This is a genomic window from Herbaspirillum sp. UBA812 (assembly GCF_002296545.1).
GTDB lineage: Bacteria > Pseudomonadota > Gammaproteobacteria > Burkholderiales > Burkholderiaceae_D > Herbaspirillum > Herbaspirillum huttiense.
Genome location: NZ_DBIC01000392.1, coordinates 1 through 15831, shown reverse-complemented (window position 1 = coordinate 15831; position 15831 = coordinate 1). Strand labels below are relative to the sequence as shown.

Here is a 15831-nt window from a genome sequence, read left to right as displayed (position 1 = left end):
CGTCGCGGCTACAAGTTCTCGACCTATGCAACCTGGTGGATCCGTCAGGCCATCACCCGTTCGATCGCTGACCAGGCGCGCACCATTCGTATTCCGGTGCACATGATCGAGACGATCAACAAGATGAACCGCATCTCGCGTCAGATCCTGCAGGAAACCGGTGCCGAGCCGGATCCCGCGACTCTGGCGATCAAGATGGAAATGCCGGAAGACAAGATCCGCAAGATCATGAAGATCGCCAAGGAACCGATCTCCATGGAAACGCCGATCGGCGACGACGACGATTCCCATCTGGGCGACTTCATCGAGGACAACAACACGCTGGCGCCGGCCGATGCGGCCTTGCATGCGTCGATGCGCAACGTGGTCAAGGACATCCTGGATTCGCTGACCCCGCGCGAAGCGAAGGTGCTGCGCATGCGTTTCGGTATCGAGATGTCGACCGACCATACGCTGGAAGAAGTGGGCAAGCAGTTCGACGTGACCCGCGAGCGTATTCGTCAGATCGAAGCCAAGGCACTGCGCAAGCTGCGTCATCCTTCGCGTTCGGACAAGCTCAAGAGCTTCCTGGAAGGGAATTGATCTTAAGGGTGAGTCAGGATTGGCCGGCGAGATGTTAAAATCGCCGGCTGATTTTTTGGCCCCCTAGCTCATGCTTGGTTAGAGCAGCGGACTCATAATCCGTTGGTGCCGTGTTCGACTCACGGGGGGGCCACCAGTACCAGAGCGGCTTAGCGACTTATTGTCCTAAGCCGCTTTTTCTTTTGGTGGGGGATTTTTTGTCCATTTTGACAAAATGGCCGCGGGCAACTGGAGCTAGACTCTGAACCGAGTGTCCCGCTGCAACATTTCTAGCACTTCTTTCCACACGTCTTCAAACCTCGAGAACGACTCCTCAGCCTGAGCAGCAGTTTTTGCATTAAGCACCGCATTGGAAAAAGTGGAAAACTCCTGCGCGTTTAGCGACTCTGCGGAAATGAACATCATTCCTTGCTCATCCAAAGGAAGGTAAACTTTTTCTATAACATCCATTTCCGACGGATTCAGTTGAGCACGCACTCGTTCGACAACGTAGTCAAATTGCCGCGTACTCAGTGGTATCTGTGCACTGTCCGAGATAAATATTGATCCACCCATGTGGGCCGCCTCACCTAATTAAAATTGTCTTCGACTGAATTTTTTTCGGGAGAGTATTTGTCGCCTTCATAAGTCACTCCTGATTTGCAGTATTCAAACTGGGTAGCCGTCCATACCTTCTTATTGTTATGAAGGCTGTTTTTGGCCGAATTCGGGAAATTGGCCGCTAGTCCGAGTCTGTCTTACGGGCGCTTGACTCGGCGATTTCAACCAGAGCGAACGCTTGGTTCATGACCAATAGAGCTGCGCGATAAAACGCCGCCTGTGACGATGAAACGTCGTCTACGGTAATTTCAGTAATCCACACACTGCCTGAATCAGGGAAATTTGGGAAGTAAAGGCGAAGCCCCTGACTCAGTCCTTTCCTAATCGCATCTGCGTACTCTTCTGGCGGTTGGGCGATAAAATGTATTCCTGGCTCTTGGTTGTAATGGAACTGAACCCTCAGGCCCGCCGACTCAAAGCGAGAGCCCAGATGACTGTTAAAAAACGCGTAATGCTCAACCTCTCCTGGATAATTTAACGGCATTGGGAGCTTTCGTTTTCTTCAAATTTTTGTCATTTTTGAATGGCTGCTTCTGGCACTGGTTGCGAATCTTAGTCAGCAAATCAGGAAGGCCACCAGGCTGGCTTAACTGACGCATATCGTTAATCCAGATGCTGTGTTCCTTGCACCAGTAATGCCTTTTTGACTGAGTCCATCCAGTCTTCCCATGCTCCTAAGTGAGCCGGCTCTGCACCGCCCGTAATTTTCCAAGAGAGCGAACTCAACAAACCGGCAATTTCATCAGATATTGTGCGCTCGTAGTCCTACTCCAAGAAATAAAACATCGCGCGATACGCTTGATCGGCCGTCAACCCTACTTCATCCATCTTCCCCCTCCTATTCCATTAGTTCCGACCTCGCCAGCGAAGAGCAGCGTTTGGCCGGCAGCCGCCATTTTCACTCATCTACAAAGAGACTGAATCATCCCGTCTGCGATTACCTTGCCTTCCCACATTTGTATCGCGCTTCCAGGCAGCAAAAAAGGCGCGGCTAGATGAGCCTGCAATAACTTCAATGGCACGATATATTCAGCCCCTAAATGCAACAATTGGCCATCTTGAAGTAGCCACCTACATTCGAAATACCGCCCATCCACGTAAAGGGGACAGCCATAACGACTCACGGAGGAGATATGTATATCAGAAGCCCGCCCGCCTTCCTCTGAGGTTCGCAAGCGAATCTTTACGATGACGTCAGGTGCAAGAAAGGACTGTCTCACGTTCTTTCCTTTTATGTTCGTCGTCTGCTTTTGGCAGATGGAAGACATCAGTTCATCGAGCCGTCATTTTCCTTCCGCGAAAACTACGGCATCCTAATCGGGAACATACTTATGATATTTCTCAGTGAAAAATGGTTGATTCCAGGATCTGTCCAAAATCGTGTTTTTCCAAGCCCAACCTCGATGTACTCCGCGCGCTTCTTCAACTCTTGCGGGCATATATTGCCGTCGTTAGCGGTTGATACTTCACCTAAATCATCGAGCTCGACTGATGCAAATACGCCATCAATTTTTCCGAGCAAAAACCTGGCAGTAAGCACCGTCCAGACATCGTCATTGAGCCAAAAGATAAGCAACGGGTGTTCATACCCTTCTGTTGCATCGAGTACCTTCCTCGCCGTTGCTTCGTTTGAAATTAAAAAAAATTCCACAAACAGGAGTCAAGGCGATTTTTCCTGGCACGCCACAATATCCGATTTTCATACCATTCTGATTTCTTCATTTCAGAGAAATTACTAAATTCTTGATCATTAGGATTGACCGCATCTGGCCGATTGCGGCTTGACCGTCGCCTCTACTGCAGCAGAAGCGTGTTGATTCCGTTTCGTAGGATCGCCTTTCCGCGCTTTGCAAGAGCATTAAAAGAGTCCAGCGCGCTGAACTAATTCTTCGATTGCCTTATAAGTCGTCTGCACATTAGGCACGATGCCCGCGATATCTTTAAGCCCTGAGATAAGTCCTTTGACAGTGAACCTATTAGGCTTATCTGCCTTCACCGCAGCGCTGCACTGCTCGACGTGATCCAACATGCTTTTCCTCGCGGCGGGATCAACTTCAGTAGATGCGTTAATCGCTATTTTCATATCATTCAGCAGCTCAAAGAGCTTTGAGACATCCGCGTTGACCGTTTGATGAATGACAGCACTTGAACCTGAACCACTTTGAATTGCACCCACTGGACCATGCACAGTGGTATTGAACACGTTTGGCGATGGAGCCTTTTCTCGATGCTCGGCAAAGTGGAGCACGACTTCGGTCATATTTTTGGCTAGAACCCCGCTGGCGGCACTATCGAAGTCCAAAGCTTGCTGCAGTTTTGGATCGATTTCTCGTAAGTAGACGCTACGTAACGCCTGAATTTCATGCTCAAGAGAATCGTGGGTAATCTTTTGAAGCGCATTTTTTTGCGCAATTTCTTCTATATCACGCAAGACGCTAGATGCCTGGTACGCCGCAGAAAGTATTTCGTCAGATCGGGCTATGAGTTCGCTCACAATCGCTTCAAACACCATCTTGTACCGAGCCCCTGAATTGAGCGAGCCTTTCGCAGCCAGACTTCGCTTAATCCCCTCAATTGATTGCTGTATACGTATCGTTTGTTCCTGTAACTTATTGGTTCTCTGCTCGGCAAAGAGCACATCGAATTGTTCATGCATTTATTCATCCCTCCGGTCTTTGCAGCTTTCGCCATATTCTGTCGGCAGCCTCATCAATGCAAGCGATGCCGTTGTAAGGGCGTGTATTAGTACCCCTGATGGCAGATCGGCGAAATGGGAAAGTAGGAAATAAGCACACTTCGATGTGATGACGTGAATCACACCTTTGATTTGGCGGCTTGAAAGAACTAGTTCAGATTTATATCCGCTTAGGTGGTAACCCGAATTCGTGATGAGGCTGTCGCTGCCATTTTCGCTTGCAGTGCCAGCTACGGGCCCACTCCCTGTTAAGCAGCGCGCTTTGCAGTCTGACTGTGAAGTTCTCCATACAGTCGCTCTGCCATGGACTGCGCGGCGCGGGACAGACTAGACCAACGGGATTGCCTAGACGCGTCGTAAGATCATTAGCTGTCAACTCAATAATCAGGAATTCGGTCGCGACTTGAATTTAGCTAGATCAGTTTCACGTAGACGTCTGGGAGATAGTAAATCTCCTTTGAGCAACGATCGAGCGCGAACTTCTGAAGCATCGCCGATAACAAAAATTTTTGCCGTCATCCCTTCGCTGACAATATTCCATTCGCGGTCATACGAACTAATCTTATCAACGACTAAGTCAACGTCCACGCCAGGTTCCAAGATTGTCTTTAGGCGAGTACCCTCGTCAACGAGCGCTGTCTTGTAAGGTACTGCGGTTGAGAATTTATCTAATTTTTTGATATCCGTTACACAGCGGACGACCATTGACCAATAACCTTTATGCTCCAACACGGGATCCATTTCAACGATTAGCTCAATCATTTTTACCTGCGAGATTTTTCTCCGCATTAACAAATTTCTGAACTTGAGCTGGCGTAATTTTAGGAATATCTAACAACGTGCTTGTAGTATTTCCAAGGTTAAAAGATGAGGGGGCGTTAATTCCCATATCAGCCAAAATTCTCCTCGCTTGAGCTGCGGTAATGGTGACGGAAGATTGCGCTGCAAATCGAAGTGGAGGAACACCGACTGCGACCTCCGCCTCAACAGCAGGAAGTGATCCTGCGCTGACATTTCCTGCAGGAAGAATATCCACCCCCACCAAATCTCGAGATGTAGCAATATGAAGGACTCCGTTACCATGCTCCAGAGCATGAGACTGGCGACAAGGGCGACTAAGAGAAAGACACTAAATTGCGCGCACAAAATCCGGGCGCGGCACTTTGGGCATGTTGTCGTATGCCTTCAAAATGGTTTGCAACGGTGTCAAGGTTTCATCGTTGTGCCAGTGGACGATTTTGAGCCATGTCGCAGCGCGTATGAACTGCCCCCCACCTAACCAAGTGTCTTGCAAGTTAGCTTGCAACATTTTGCAGCCCGCTTTGAACAAGTCTTTTTCGTCGAATGACTGGCGGGCTGTCCGGTGTAGACACAAAGCGTAACCAAAGTCACGCGGCTTCAAGGTTTTGGATAGCGTTACTCCGGTTTTACCTGTCCAGCGTTCGTACATTTCTATTCCAGCCTCAAAGCCGTCATCATACTCCCCCCCCTGGTAGGCGAAGGCCATGTAATCATCCAGGCCAGATTTGACAATTTCATGCGTTGACCAAGGACGCTGCTCATAGCGCCAACGGGCTTCTTCGAAAATTCTGGCTGCATCCCATTCTCCCTCATAATTCCAGCCGTCTTCCAGCCAGCCACCAATCGCCCTAGCCCAGTGCAGAGTCGTGCGGTGAGCGTTGGGGTCAGGACCAAATTTCTCATCTTCCTTAATTGCTCTGTCCAGCCATTCATTGGATCGGTGGATAATTGGACTGACTTCATTGTGAAGACCAAGCAGCCACGCTTTTACAACTGTCCCAATTTCACTAACAGCAACATTCCCCATGGGCCTGTTTTCATCATATTGCGTTCCCAGATAGAAATTGAGCATTTCATCATTAAAACCATTCGTTCTTGACTTAATTGGGTCGAATGACATCTTCGAATCCTTAACAAGGTTTACCATTACAAAATCTGACAACAGTTGAATTTCTTGCAGCACCAGCACCAACTGTGTTGGTGCTGAAATTACCGTTCTGCAAATTCTGAAGCGCTTTCTGCTTTATCACTTGCGATAAATTGGAATCTTCAATTGCAGCCTGTGCGTCCGTAAGCGCTCCGCTCAAAGCATTCGATTGCGGTGTAAACCGTGACCTGCGACGAATTTTGTAGCGCCCGGATAAGTGAGTTTTTTATGATGCGCCGGCTCATCAGGGAGGAGATGGAAGGCACTGCAATCTACCTATTGTCGCGCTCTCGCCCTCGGCGCAGAATCGCAACGTTGTGAGACAAGCGTTCGCGCAACATGGCTTGCCATTCCTGATCCAGGCAATTTGCCACCGCATCAAAGCTGCCCGTAATACGCGCCAGCAGCGCGTCGAGACACCTCGCGGCCTCCTCCCGACTGGCAAATCCGAATCGATGTGCGTCAGCCAAAACTGCGTCGCGCGAAATGTCGAAGCGTCCCTGCGATAGCTGCATGTGCAGGCGCGCGGGCGTGTCCACCGGATTCGGAACCACGTCAAACGCTGGTGCGAGACGCCAGCGGCGTTCCTCCTCCGCATAGACGATCGCATGATTGCGTACATGATCGTCATCGTTGCCGCAAACGGCATTGAAGACCATGCGACCGAAAAGTTCGATACGGTCAGTACTTGGTGCGCCCGCCAGCCTGAGTTCTTCGGCCAGACGTGGATAGCTCCAGCGGTCCGTCTCATGACGCCCGGGATATTCAGCCTGCAGCAAGGATGCGGCGCTCACACACAGGTGGCGTTGTTGTCCGGTGCGGTCAAACCTGAGAACACGTACCGACTTCCTGCCACCTGCGTCAGCGTGATAAACGGTTTGAGCAAAATTCAATCCACTGGCCAGACCCCATTGCTGGCCCACGTGCTCAAGCAGCGGAACAGGGCCGGCGTCTGTAGCAATCTCCGGCTTGATCAGCCAGAACTGACCGTGGTCGCCCCGTACCGTCGCTTTGGGCCGCGCACCGCCCACGCTGGCGGTCTGGACCAGCCGTTTGCGAATGCCGGCCCGGATAGCAGGACGATGCTCCGCGAGCGCCGCCAGTTCTTCAATCACTTCATCGAGTTGAGGCAGGCCAGGTGTGTTCATTTGCGCAGCGGGCGGCTTGGCACTTGTTCCTACGGCCAGCGCACCCCAGCGGTCCAGATTGCTGGCCTTGAGCAGATATTGCAGCGGCGGAGCATCTTCCGAAAGATTGTGTTCGCGACGCAGCAGCGCTTGTCCCCAGGCATCCGGGCAGGCATCCCGCAATACGTCATGCAGACCTTGATAGCGTTGTGCCCGGAAATCCGTCTCGGGCAAAAATTTCAAGTTCTGCGGATCAATGGCCCAGGTATGCCCGGCCTCGATATAAGACGGGGCATACCTGAAAAATCCCTCTCCGGAATCGCCTGCCTTGTACCGGCCAACCGTGAGCCACTCGCCATTGTCAGGACGCTGCAGATAGACATAGACCGGTTTAGAAATAGTCATCGTCGCCAGCCCCCGTCTGCTCCCGATTGAGTCTGACACGCTGGCCATAGTCGCCTTGCCAAAGTTCGGCAGGCAATGCCGGTACGGCCTGGTCGAAGATGCCCAGCGCCAGAAGCGCGGTCAGATAAGCACCCACGCCGGCACCGGGATCGCCCTTTTCCAATCTGGCCAGCGTCACCCGCGAGATTCCCAGCCGGGCAGACAAATCAATGGCAGTGATGCGCTGACGCAGGCGCTGGGTGGCAATACATTTGCCCCAGGTCGTCAGGCGCTCTTGTACCAGTGTCGGCCAGTCCTGGGCTGTGGAGAGTTTCTTGGGCATGCGTTTCTCCGTTCATAGATGTGACATTATGGAGTTTAATGCATTATCTATGTTCTGATGTTTGCAATTCCATGCCTCATAAATATTGCTTTATTCTACTTAATGTAATCTCTATGATGCACTCTGGAAGGGCTCGCCGCCGTTTCTCTTGTCGTTGATCGACCCCATCTTCCAGCCTGCTGCAGGATAGGGCATCCATGGCTGCCAAGGTGTGCGAGGTGCCAGCCAGCGACAGCAAGCCCAACAGTTCTCCCCGGAAATAGTAACGTATGTGACTATCTCACCCGTCCCCAGCCACTTCCCGCCAAACAGGAAACAAGCCCCAATCTCCACCTCACCTCGTCTGCTCATCACACAACATCCCGCGCTATAGTCGACGCTGACCCCATCGACCTCCTGCATGCCACGATGAAAAACCAAGCCATGGATTACCTGCCCCGCATGGTGATCTTCTCCCGCGTCGTCGAGCTGGGCGCCTTTTCCAAGGCCGCTCGCGAACTGGGGCTGACCTCGTCGTCGGTCAGCCAGCACATCAGTGCGCTCGAAGCCATCCTCGGTACCACCCTGCTGCACCGGACCACCCGCAAGCTCAGCCTCACCGAAGCCGGCCAGGGTTTCTATGCCCACTGCGCGCGCATCGTCGCGCTGGCCAATGAAGCGCGCGATGCCACCGAAAGCTTGCACAAGGAACTGGTCGGCGAACTGCGCATCGCCTCCTCCAGCTTCATGGCCCCCGAATACCTGGTGCCCGCCCTCGACCACTTCATCCGCAGCCATCCCCAGTTGCGCATCAGCATCCACGTCAGCGATCACAACGTCGACCTCATGGACCACAGCGTCGACCTGGCCTTGCGGGTAGGCAAGACTACCGGCCCCGGCGATATCCCGCTGGCCCGCATGGGCGCCGTGCTCTGCGCGTCCCCCGATTACCTGCAGGCCAGGGCCGCCATCCGCCGTCCCGAGGATCTGCTTCAGCATCAGATGTTGTTCTTCACTCCGCATGGTCCGGATGCCGTGGTCGATCTCACCCTGACCAATCGCGCCGGGCAATGCGCGCAACTGCGCCTCGGTCCGCGCGTCACCGCCAACCACGCCCGCTCGATCCGGCAGCTGGCCGTGCAGGGACATGGTGTAGGCCGCTTCCTGCGCAGTAAGGTGCAAGATGATCTTAAGTCGGGACGGCTGGTGGAAGTCTTGCCTGACTGGTCGCTGGAGGGCTATTGCGCCTTCATCACCACCCGCCATCGCGACGCCGTGCCCGCCAAGATCCTGGCCTGCATCGCCCAGATCCAGGATTATTTCGCGCGCCGTCATCCAGCCGAGGACGAGGAAACGGCTGCGCGGTAAAGTGTGGCGGCGTTTGCATTGTTCAATTTGATTAACGAGTACGTTCGCAAAACGACGGCTAATCAAATCGCTTCGCTTGTAATACAGTTCCGCTGTCGTTCCCTGCCGGTCATGTGTCGGGGGGCACTGCGGGCTGCAAGCTCGCGCCGGCGTTGCGTTACCGCGGAGGGGGTTTTCGGTGGCGCAACACGGTAGAGGGAAGAGGGCGATGCCGACAAGCGCAGGATGCACCCGCCTTTCCTCTCTGGGACGACCGTCAATGGACAGATCAGCATCTGCTCGGCATCGTGATCGACATTGGCATATCAACCGCATGGGCTGCCCCAGCCCGTCAGCCGGCTTGTGCGCTCCACCCCCGGCTCCTGCCCTTGCATGAGTAAAAGGCATCGAAGCCCCAGAATTTATCGTTTTATTTGCCCCCCGCGCTGCCCTTACCATGAGGCTATCTCATAGTCACCCGGTCAAAGGCACGCAAATGACGATCTCCGCGCAGCACAGCAATCTCCATCAACTCCTGCTTTCCCACTACGGCGACGAGGCCCTGGTGCAGCGCCAGTTCGCGCGCCTGGAAGTCCCCGTCTCGACCCTGCGCCCCGCGGCGTCCGAGGTCTCGCGCCTGGAACTGGCGCAGGCCCTGAACATGCTGCTCTTCGAAGGCCTGCTGCAACAGGTCGCCACCGGCCGTGACTACGTGGCCGATGCCGAGCGCGAGGGCATGAAGATCTGCTTCGACCACGGCGCCGTGCGCACCGTGCGCCTGGGCCGCGACAGCGGCTTCCCCGATGGCGAAACCCTCTTCACCAGCGTGCTGTTGCCGCTGGGCTACCAGCAGACCGGTACCTACCCGCTGGCGCGCATCAAGATGACCGGCCGCGTCTATACCCACATCGACGACGCCGAACAGATCGCCCAGTTCTTCGTGAGCGAACTGCATCCGGAACAGTTCTCGCCGCAATTCCAGCAGACCGTGGATGCCGTGCTGGCCACGTCGCGCAATCCGCTGTCCGATGAGGTGCTGGCCCTGCTGGCCAAGCTGTCCGCACAAGGCAAACTGGGCATGGACGAAGCCAAGCGCCTGCTGCCCGCCATGCTCAAGTGCTTCGCCCGCCATCACGACCTGCCGACCCTGGCGCAATACGAAACGCTCAAGGCCGAATCCGCCGAGATGGCCTGGATCTCCACCGAAGGTAATGCCTTCAATCACGCCACCGACCGCGTCTCCGACGTGGTCGCGACCGCCGAACGCCAGCGCCAGCTGGGACGTCCCATCAAGGACCAGGTCGAAGTCTCGCGCAATGGCCGCGTGCGCCAGACCGCCTTCCGTGCAGTCAAGGTCGATTACCAGCTGCAGGGCGAGGATGGCCAGCCGGTCGCCGTCACCGTGCCGGGTTCCTTCTACGAATTCATCTCGCGCGATTATTTCGCCGACGAGGCCGGCCAGCGCAAGCTGGACCTGACCTTCGACAGCGGCAACGCGCAAGGCATCTTCAAGATGACCGAGGCGGTGGCATCGGGCGCAGCCGGCGGCGAGGCGGCCAGTGTCTGCTGAGGCCACGCTGGCGCGTCTGCAGGACCTGCTGGGCAACGCCGGCCTGATCACCTCCGCACCCGAGCGCCAGCCCTACGAGCACGGCCCGCGCTATGGGGCGGGGCAGGCGCTGTGCGTGGCGCGTCCGGCCAATGTGGCCGAAGCCGCCGAGCTCATGCGCCTGTGCGCCGCCGAAAATATCCGGCTGATCCCGCAGGGGGCCAACACCGGCCTGGTCGGTGCGGCTTCGCCTGATAGTTCAGGTCTGCAACTAATCCTCAGCATGGAGCGCATCAAGGGCGTGATCGATATCGATCCGGTCGATGGCGTGATCCAGGCCTGGGCCGGCACCCGCCTGTCGGACCTGAACCAGGCGTTGGCCCCGCACGGGCTGTGCTTCCCCATCGACCTGGGTGCCGATCCTTCGGTAGGCGGCATGCTGGCCGCCAACACCGGCGGCGCGCGCCTGATCCGCTATGGCGACGTGCGCCACAACACGCTGGGCCTGCAGGCGCTGCTGATGCAGCCGCCCGGCGAACTGCTGGAGATGGGCAACCGCCTGCACAAGAACAATACCGGCCCCGACTGGAAGCAGCTCTTCATCGGCACCGCCGGCAGCTACGGCATCGTCACGCAAGCGGTGCTGCGCGCGCATCCGCTGCCGCGCCAGCGCGCCACCGCCTTGATCGTGCCGTCTTCACTGGAAGCGGGTTTGCGCCTGCTGCAGGATGCCCAGGTGCAGTTCGCCGATTTCCTCACGGCCTTCGAAGGTATCTCGCGCAATGCGCTGGCGTCGGTCTTGCGCCACCTGCCGCAGGTGAATGCACCCTTTGATCCATTACCGGACTATGCCTTGCTGGTGGAACTGAGTTCGTCATCGGCGGCCAGTGAGCACTTCGATCTCGACCAGCTCTTCATGGCCTGGCTGGAACGCCACTTCGACGATGCCATCGTCGATGCCGTGGTCGACAAGCCCGAGACCCTGTGGCGCCTGCGCCATGCCATCAGCGACAGCGTCAAGCAGGAGGGCAGGATCGTGGCCTTCGACATCTCCGTCTCGCGTTCGCGCATGCCGGCCTTCCGTGCCGAGGCACTGGCCCTGGTGGAACGGGACTTCGCCGGTGCCGAGGTGTTCGACTTCGGCCACTGGGGCGATGGCGGCGTGCATTTCAACCTGGCCATTCCGCCGGCGCAGCAGCCGCAGTTCCCGCCGGAGCGCATCGAGGCCTTGCGCACTGCGCTGTATGACTTGGTTGCAAAAAGTTACCAAGGCAGTTTCAGCGCCGAGCACGGCATCGGTCCCTTCAACCAGCATTACTACCAGCGCTACACGCAGCCCGAGCAACGCGCGCTGGCCGGCCGGGTGCAAGACGTGTTCGATCCGCACTGCCTGCTGGGCAATACGCGCTTCACATGACGGGCAGCGTGCAGCGACGCGCCGGAGGGGAGGGCACGCCATTTGCTATAGTGCGGGCTCCTTCACCTTCTGCCCCGCCTTCAGCCAGCGGTCTTCGTCCCATGCGCCGTTTCATCCCGTCAACGTCCTGCCTGATCGCCTTCGATACGTCGGCCCGGCACATGTCGTTCACCAAGGCGGCCAATGAATTGCACATGACGCAGGGCGCGGTGAGCCGCCAGGTGGCGATCCTGGAGGAGTACCTCAACGTCAAGCTGTTCGAGCGCATCAACCGCCGCCTGATCCTCACCGAAGCCGGCCGCGATTATGCGGCCCAGGTCTCCACCATCTTGAAGCAGATCGAGATGGCGACCTTCCAGGTCATGACCTACAACAGCCTGGCCAGCGTCCTCAACCTGGCGATCCTGCCGACCTTCGGCGTGAAGTGGCTGATCCCGCGCCTGGCCAAGTTCGCTGCCGCCTATCCCGATGTGCTGCTGAACCTGAGCACGGAAGTGCTGCCCTTCGATTTCAATACGCGCCAGGTCGATGCCGCCATCCACTTCGGCGAACCCGACTGGCCCGATACCGTGATGGTGCGGCTGATGGGCGAAGAAGTGGTGCCTGTCTGCAGCAAGGCGCTGGCCGAAGGCCTGGGCTCGGTAGGGGATCTGGCCAACGTCACGCTGCTCCAGCACACCACGCGCCCGCAGGCCTGGCAGGACTGGTTCCGCCATGTCGGGGTGGATTGTCCCAATGCCTTGTCGGGCCCGCGCTTCGAGCAACTGGCCATGGTCATCCAGGCCGCTGTCGCCGGCATGGGCGTGGCGCTCATGCCCAAGTTCATGGTCGAGACCGAGATCAGCCTGGGGCAGTTGCACGTGCCCTTCCCGCTGGCGGTCAAGAGCCCGCAATCCTATTACCTCGTCTATCCCGAAAAGAACGCCGGCAAGGCGGCCATCCTCAAGTTCCGCGAGTGGATCCTGAGCGAAGCGCAGGGCGGCTGAGGTCTTCCAACGCGCTGCATCGATTCGGTGCAGCGATTTCCCAGGCTGACTAAAACTCATGGCCGCGCATTTTTCTCTTGCGTGCAGATGCATCTCGTGTCATGCCAAGAGGGGCCCGCGAGCCGCCACCGGCGCGGCCCCGGCACCGTGGCTGGAAGCGCCACGGTACGGGGGCTTGCGGCCGATATGAAGCGATGCGCTGCACCATCCTCGCCCATCCTCGCGCATTCTCGCGCGCCAGGCCAGTGCATTCCAAAAACTCATGATGTGGTGAAATTTTTTGGTTTTAAGAAGTAGGGCGGCTGTCCTTATACTCCATCGTTCCAGACCCATCCCACTCCACTTTTCAAGGGAACCCCATGTCTTCTCCACGCATCTTCTCCACCCTGGGTGCCGACTTCTCGGCCTGCGCCGGCAACGATCTGGTGATCCGTTCGCCGCGTGATGGCGAGGTCATCGCGCAACTCAAGGCGCAGACGCCGGCCGACGCCGAAGCGGCCATCGCCGGCGCGCAACAGGCTTTCCTGGCCTGGCGCGAAGTGCCGGCGCCGGTGCGCGGCGAACTGGTGCGCGTGCTGGGTGAAGTGCTGCGCGAGCATCGCGACGAACTCGGTGCCCTGGTCACCCAGGAAGCCGGCAAGATCCTCTCCGAAGGTTTGGGCGAGGTGCAGGAAATGATCGATATCTGCGACTTCGCCGTGGGCCTGTCGCGCCAGTTGCACGGCCTGACCATCGCTTCCGAGCGTCCCGGCCATCGCATGATGGAAACCTGGCATCCGCTGGGCGTGGTCGGCGTGATCACCGCCTTCAACTTCCCGGTCGCCGTGTGGGCCTGGAACGCCGCACTGGCCCTGGTGTGCGGCAATGCCGTGGTGTGGAAGCCTTCCGAAAAAACACCGGTCACGGCACTGGCCGTGCAAGCCCTGTTCGCCAAGGCCGTGGCGCGCTTCTCGGCACAGCGCCCGAACCTGGTGCCGGCGCAACTGTGCGGCCTGCTGATCGGCGGTGCCGACCTGGGCGAGACCCTCTCCCGTTCGGCCACCGTGCCGCTGGTGAGCGCCACCGGCAGCGTGCGCATGGGCCGCAAGGTCGCCACCGTGGTGGCCGAACGCCTGGGCCGCAGCCTGCTGGAACTGGGCGGCAACAATGCCATGATCGTCGCGCCTTCGGCCGACCTGAACCTGGCCCTGCGCGCCATCACCTTCTCGGCGGTGGGCACGGCCGGCCAGCGCTGCACCAGCCTGCGCCGCCTGTTCGTCCACAGCAGCATTCATGACCAGGTAGTGGCGCAAATCAAGCGAATCTACGCCAGCGTGAAGGTCGGCGATCCGCTGCAGGGCGATACCCTGGTCGGCCCGCTGATCGACCAGGCTGCTTTCGATGCCATGCAGGCGGCACTCAAGCAAGCGCGTGCGCAGGGCGGTGAAGTCACCGGCGGCGAACGGGTGGACGTGATGGGCCAGCAGTCCTGGTACGTGCGCCCGGCACTGGTCACCATGCCCGGCCAGACCGCGATCATGCATCACGAGACCTTTGCGCCCATCCTCTACATCGTCAAGTACGATGAACTGGGCGATGCCATCGCCATGAACAACGCCGTACCGCAAGGCTTGTCATCGGCCATCTTCACCAATGACATGCGCGAAGCCGAGCTGTTCGTCTCGGCCGTGGGCAGCGACTGCGGCCTGGCCAACGTCAACATCGGCACCAGCGGGGCCGAAATCGGCGGTGCCTTCGGCGGCGAAAAGGAAACCGGCGGGGGCCGCGAATCCGGTTCGGACGCCTGGAAGAACTACATGCGCCGCGCCACCAACACCATCAACTACAGCAAGACCCTGCCGCTGGCGCAGGGCGTGAAGTTCGATATCGACTGAGCGACGGCCACGTCCAACCGCAGTACCCCAAGCAAAAATGCAGCACCGCTGCCGGATTCCTGCTCCACCTGGGAATCCGGCATGGCATCCCACGACCCACACCCGCGCAAGCGGGATCCACAACGGCAAACCGGCAAGGAGTGCAGTAATGAAGATGAAGACCCTGGCAGTGACCTGTGCAATCGCTGCGACCCTGATCGCCACTGGCGCGCAGGCGCAGACCAAGACCATTTACGTCGGCATGAACGGCGGCACGATGGAGAAAAACTACACCGCCTCGATCTTCCCCGACTTCGAGAAGGCCAACAACGTCAAGGTGGTGGTGGTGCCCGGCACCTCCTCCGACATCATCGCCAAGATGCAGGCCCAGCGCGACAAGCCGCAGATGCACGTGGCCTTCCTCGATGACGGCATCATGTACCGCGCCATCAACATGAGCCTGTGCGAAAAGGTCAAGGACGCCGCCGTGCTCAAGGATGTCTATCCCTTCGCGCGCCTGGCCAATGACCAGGCCGTGGCCATCGAGATGGGCGTGCTCGGCATCGGCTACAACAAGAAGCTGTTCGCCGAGAAGGGCTGGCCGGCACCGACCTCGTGGATGGATTTCGCTGATCCCAAGTACAAGCAGAAGGTGGTGTTCCAGTCGATCTCGGCCAGCACCTTCGGCCTGTATGGCTTCATGATGTTCAACCGCCTGGTGGGCGGTACCGACAAGAACGTCGACCCCGGCTTCAAGAAGTGGGGCAGCACCGTCGGCCCCAACGTGGTCGAATATCTCTCCAGTTCGGCCAAGATTTCCGAGATGGTGCAGACCAATGAAGCGGCCATCTTCCCGCTGACCGTGACCGGCATCGCCAACCTGAAGGACAAGGGCATCCCCGCTGAATTCGCCACCCCCAAGGAAGGCGGCGTGCTGCTCATGACCGGCGCCTGCCCGATCAAGGGCAACAGCGAGCCGGAACTGGCGCAGAAGCTGCTGGAATACCTGCTGACCCCGGCG

Annotated in this window: 14 protein-coding genes and 1 tRNA gene; 8 read left to right on the top strand and 7 right to left on the bottom strand. The window is 57.7% G+C overall.

All coding sequences use genetic code 11. The features are described from left to right. The coding region (locus B3873_RS25825; protein WP_286869964.1) for a sigma-70 family RNA polymerase sigma factor at positions 1-582 on the top strand (582 nt) is incomplete at its 5' end. A 57-nt stretch (positions 583-639) separates the two neighbouring features. Further along, positions 640-718 (top strand) — tRNA-Ile (locus B3873_RS25820). A gap of 1767 nt (positions 719-2485) precedes the next feature. Here B3873_RS25820 and B3873_RS25815 read toward each other — a convergent pair. From B3873_RS25815 to B3873_RS25785, 7 genes are all read right to left on the bottom strand, one after another. After that, positions 2486-2833 carry a hypothetical protein gene (locus tag B3873_RS25815; protein WP_286869962.1) on the bottom strand — a complete coding sequence of 116 codons (348 nt, stop codon included), beginning with the start codon at positions 2831-2833 and terminating at the stop codon, positions 2486-2488. 207 nt (positions 2834-3040) lie between these two features. Further along, positions 3041-3838 carry a hypothetical protein gene (locus tag B3873_RS25810; RefSeq protein ID WP_039790064.1) on the bottom strand — a complete coding sequence of 266 codons (798 nt, stop codon included), beginning with the start codon at positions 3836-3838 and terminating at the stop codon, positions 3041-3043. Between the two features lie 423 nt (positions 3839-4261). Beyond that, positions 4262-4639 (bottom strand): hypothetical protein, encoded by a 378-nt coding sequence (locus tag B3873_RS25805; RefSeq protein WP_286869960.1) that lies wholly within the window; start codon positions 4637-4639, stop codon positions 4262-4264. Continuing rightward, complete coding sequence (locus tag B3873_RS25800; protein WP_286869958.1) at positions 4632-4913, bottom strand: hypothetical protein; 282 nt, start codon at positions 4911-4913, stop codon at positions 4632-4634. The genes B3873_RS25805 and B3873_RS25800 overlap by 8 nt, the downstream gene beginning before the upstream one ends. 93 nt (positions 4914-5006) lie before the next feature. Beyond that, positions 5007-5798: a hypothetical protein gene (locus tag B3873_RS25795; protein ID WP_286869957.1), complete on the bottom strand. Its 792-nt coding sequence runs from the start codon at positions 5796-5798 to the stop codon at positions 5007-5009. Positions 5799-6097: 299 nt separating this feature from the next. Next, the gene (locus B3873_RS25790; protein ID WP_286869955.1) at positions 6098-7357 is read right to left on the bottom strand and encodes a type II toxin-antitoxin system HipA family toxin; all 1260 of its coding nucleotides are present in this window, start codon (positions 7355-7357) and stop codon (positions 6098-6100) included. Further along, the gene (locus B3873_RS25785; RefSeq protein ID WP_286869954.1) at positions 7344-7679 is read right to left on the bottom strand and encodes a helix-turn-helix domain-containing protein; all 336 of its coding nucleotides are present in this window, start codon (positions 7677-7679) and stop codon (positions 7344-7346) included. Before B3873_RS25785 ends, B3873_RS25790 begins: the two co-directional genes overlap by 14 nt. 408 nt (positions 7680-8087) lie before the next feature. On the opposite strand from B3873_RS25785, the gene B3873_RS25780 reads away from it, so the two are divergent. The 6 genes from B3873_RS25780 to B3873_RS25755 all read left to right on the top strand — a co-directional run. Then, positions 8088-9026 (top strand): LysR family transcriptional regulator, encoded by a 939-nt coding sequence (locus tag B3873_RS25780; RefSeq protein ID WP_286869953.1) that lies wholly within the window; start codon positions 8088-8090, stop codon positions 9024-9026. Positions 9027-9501: 475 nt separating this feature from the next. Next, a complete protein-coding gene (locus tag B3873_RS25775; RefSeq protein ID WP_286869951.1) occupies positions 9502-10575 on the top strand; it encodes a DUF1338 domain-containing protein in 1074 nt (357 codons plus the stop codon). Next, positions 10565-11971 carry an FAD-binding oxidoreductase gene (locus B3873_RS25770; RefSeq protein WP_286869949.1) on the top strand — a complete coding sequence of 469 codons (1407 nt, stop codon included), beginning with the start codon at positions 10565-10567 and terminating at the stop codon, positions 11969-11971. The genes B3873_RS25775 and B3873_RS25770 overlap by 11 nt, the downstream gene beginning before the upstream one ends. A gap of 101 nt (positions 11972-12072) precedes the next feature. Beyond that, complete coding sequence (gene gcvA / locus B3873_RS25765) at positions 12073-12957, top strand: transcriptional regulator GcvA (protein WP_209532264.1); 885 nt, start codon at positions 12073-12075, stop codon at positions 12955-12957. A 359-nt stretch (positions 12958-13316) separates the two neighbouring features. After that, positions 13317-14831 carry an aldehyde dehydrogenase family protein gene (locus B3873_RS25760; RefSeq protein ID WP_134221443.1) on the top strand — a complete coding sequence of 505 codons (1515 nt, stop codon included), beginning with the start codon at positions 13317-13319 and terminating at the stop codon, positions 14829-14831. A gap of 154 nt (positions 14832-14985) precedes the next feature. Next, a partial coding sequence (locus B3873_RS25755) for an ABC transporter substrate-binding protein (protein ID WP_286869966.1) occupies positions 14986-15831 on the top strand: 846 nt, incomplete at its 3' end.

Bases quoted from the DNA above. Each gene is read 5' to 3' on its own strand.
- B3873_RS25810 (WP_039790064.1), bottom strand. From the start codon at position 3,838: ATGCATGAACAATTCGATGTGCTCTTTGCCGAGCAGAGAACCAATAAG.
- B3873_RS25805 (WP_286869960.1), bottom strand. From the start codon at position 4,639: ATGATTGAGCTAATCGTTGAAATGGATCCCGTGTTGGAGCATAAAGGT.
- B3873_RS25795 (WP_286869957.1), bottom strand. From the start codon at position 5,798: ATGTCATTCGACCCAATTAAGTCAAGAACGAATGGTTTTAATGATGAA.
- B3873_RS25790 (WP_286869955.1), bottom strand. From the start codon at position 7,357: ATGACTATTTCTAAACCGGTCTATGTCTATCTGCAGCGTCCTGACAAT.
- B3873_RS25785 (WP_286869954.1), bottom strand. From the start codon at position 7,679: ATGCCCAAGAAACTCTCCACAGCCCAGGACTGGCCGACACTGGTACAA.
- B3873_RS25780 (WP_286869953.1), top strand. From the start codon at position 8,088: ATGAAAAACCAAGCCATGGATTACCTGCCCCGCATGGTGATCTTCTCC.
- B3873_RS25775 (WP_286869951.1), top strand. From the start codon at position 9,502: ATGACGATCTCCGCGCAGCACAGCAATCTCCATCAACTCCTGCTTTCC.
- gcvA (WP_209532264.1), top strand. From the start codon at position 12,073: ATGCGCCGTTTCATCCCGTCAACGTCCTGCCTGATCGCCTTCGATACG.
- B3873_RS25760 (WP_134221443.1), top strand. From the start codon at position 13,317: ATGTCTTCTCCACGCATCTTCTCCACCCTGGGTGCCGACTTCTCGGCC.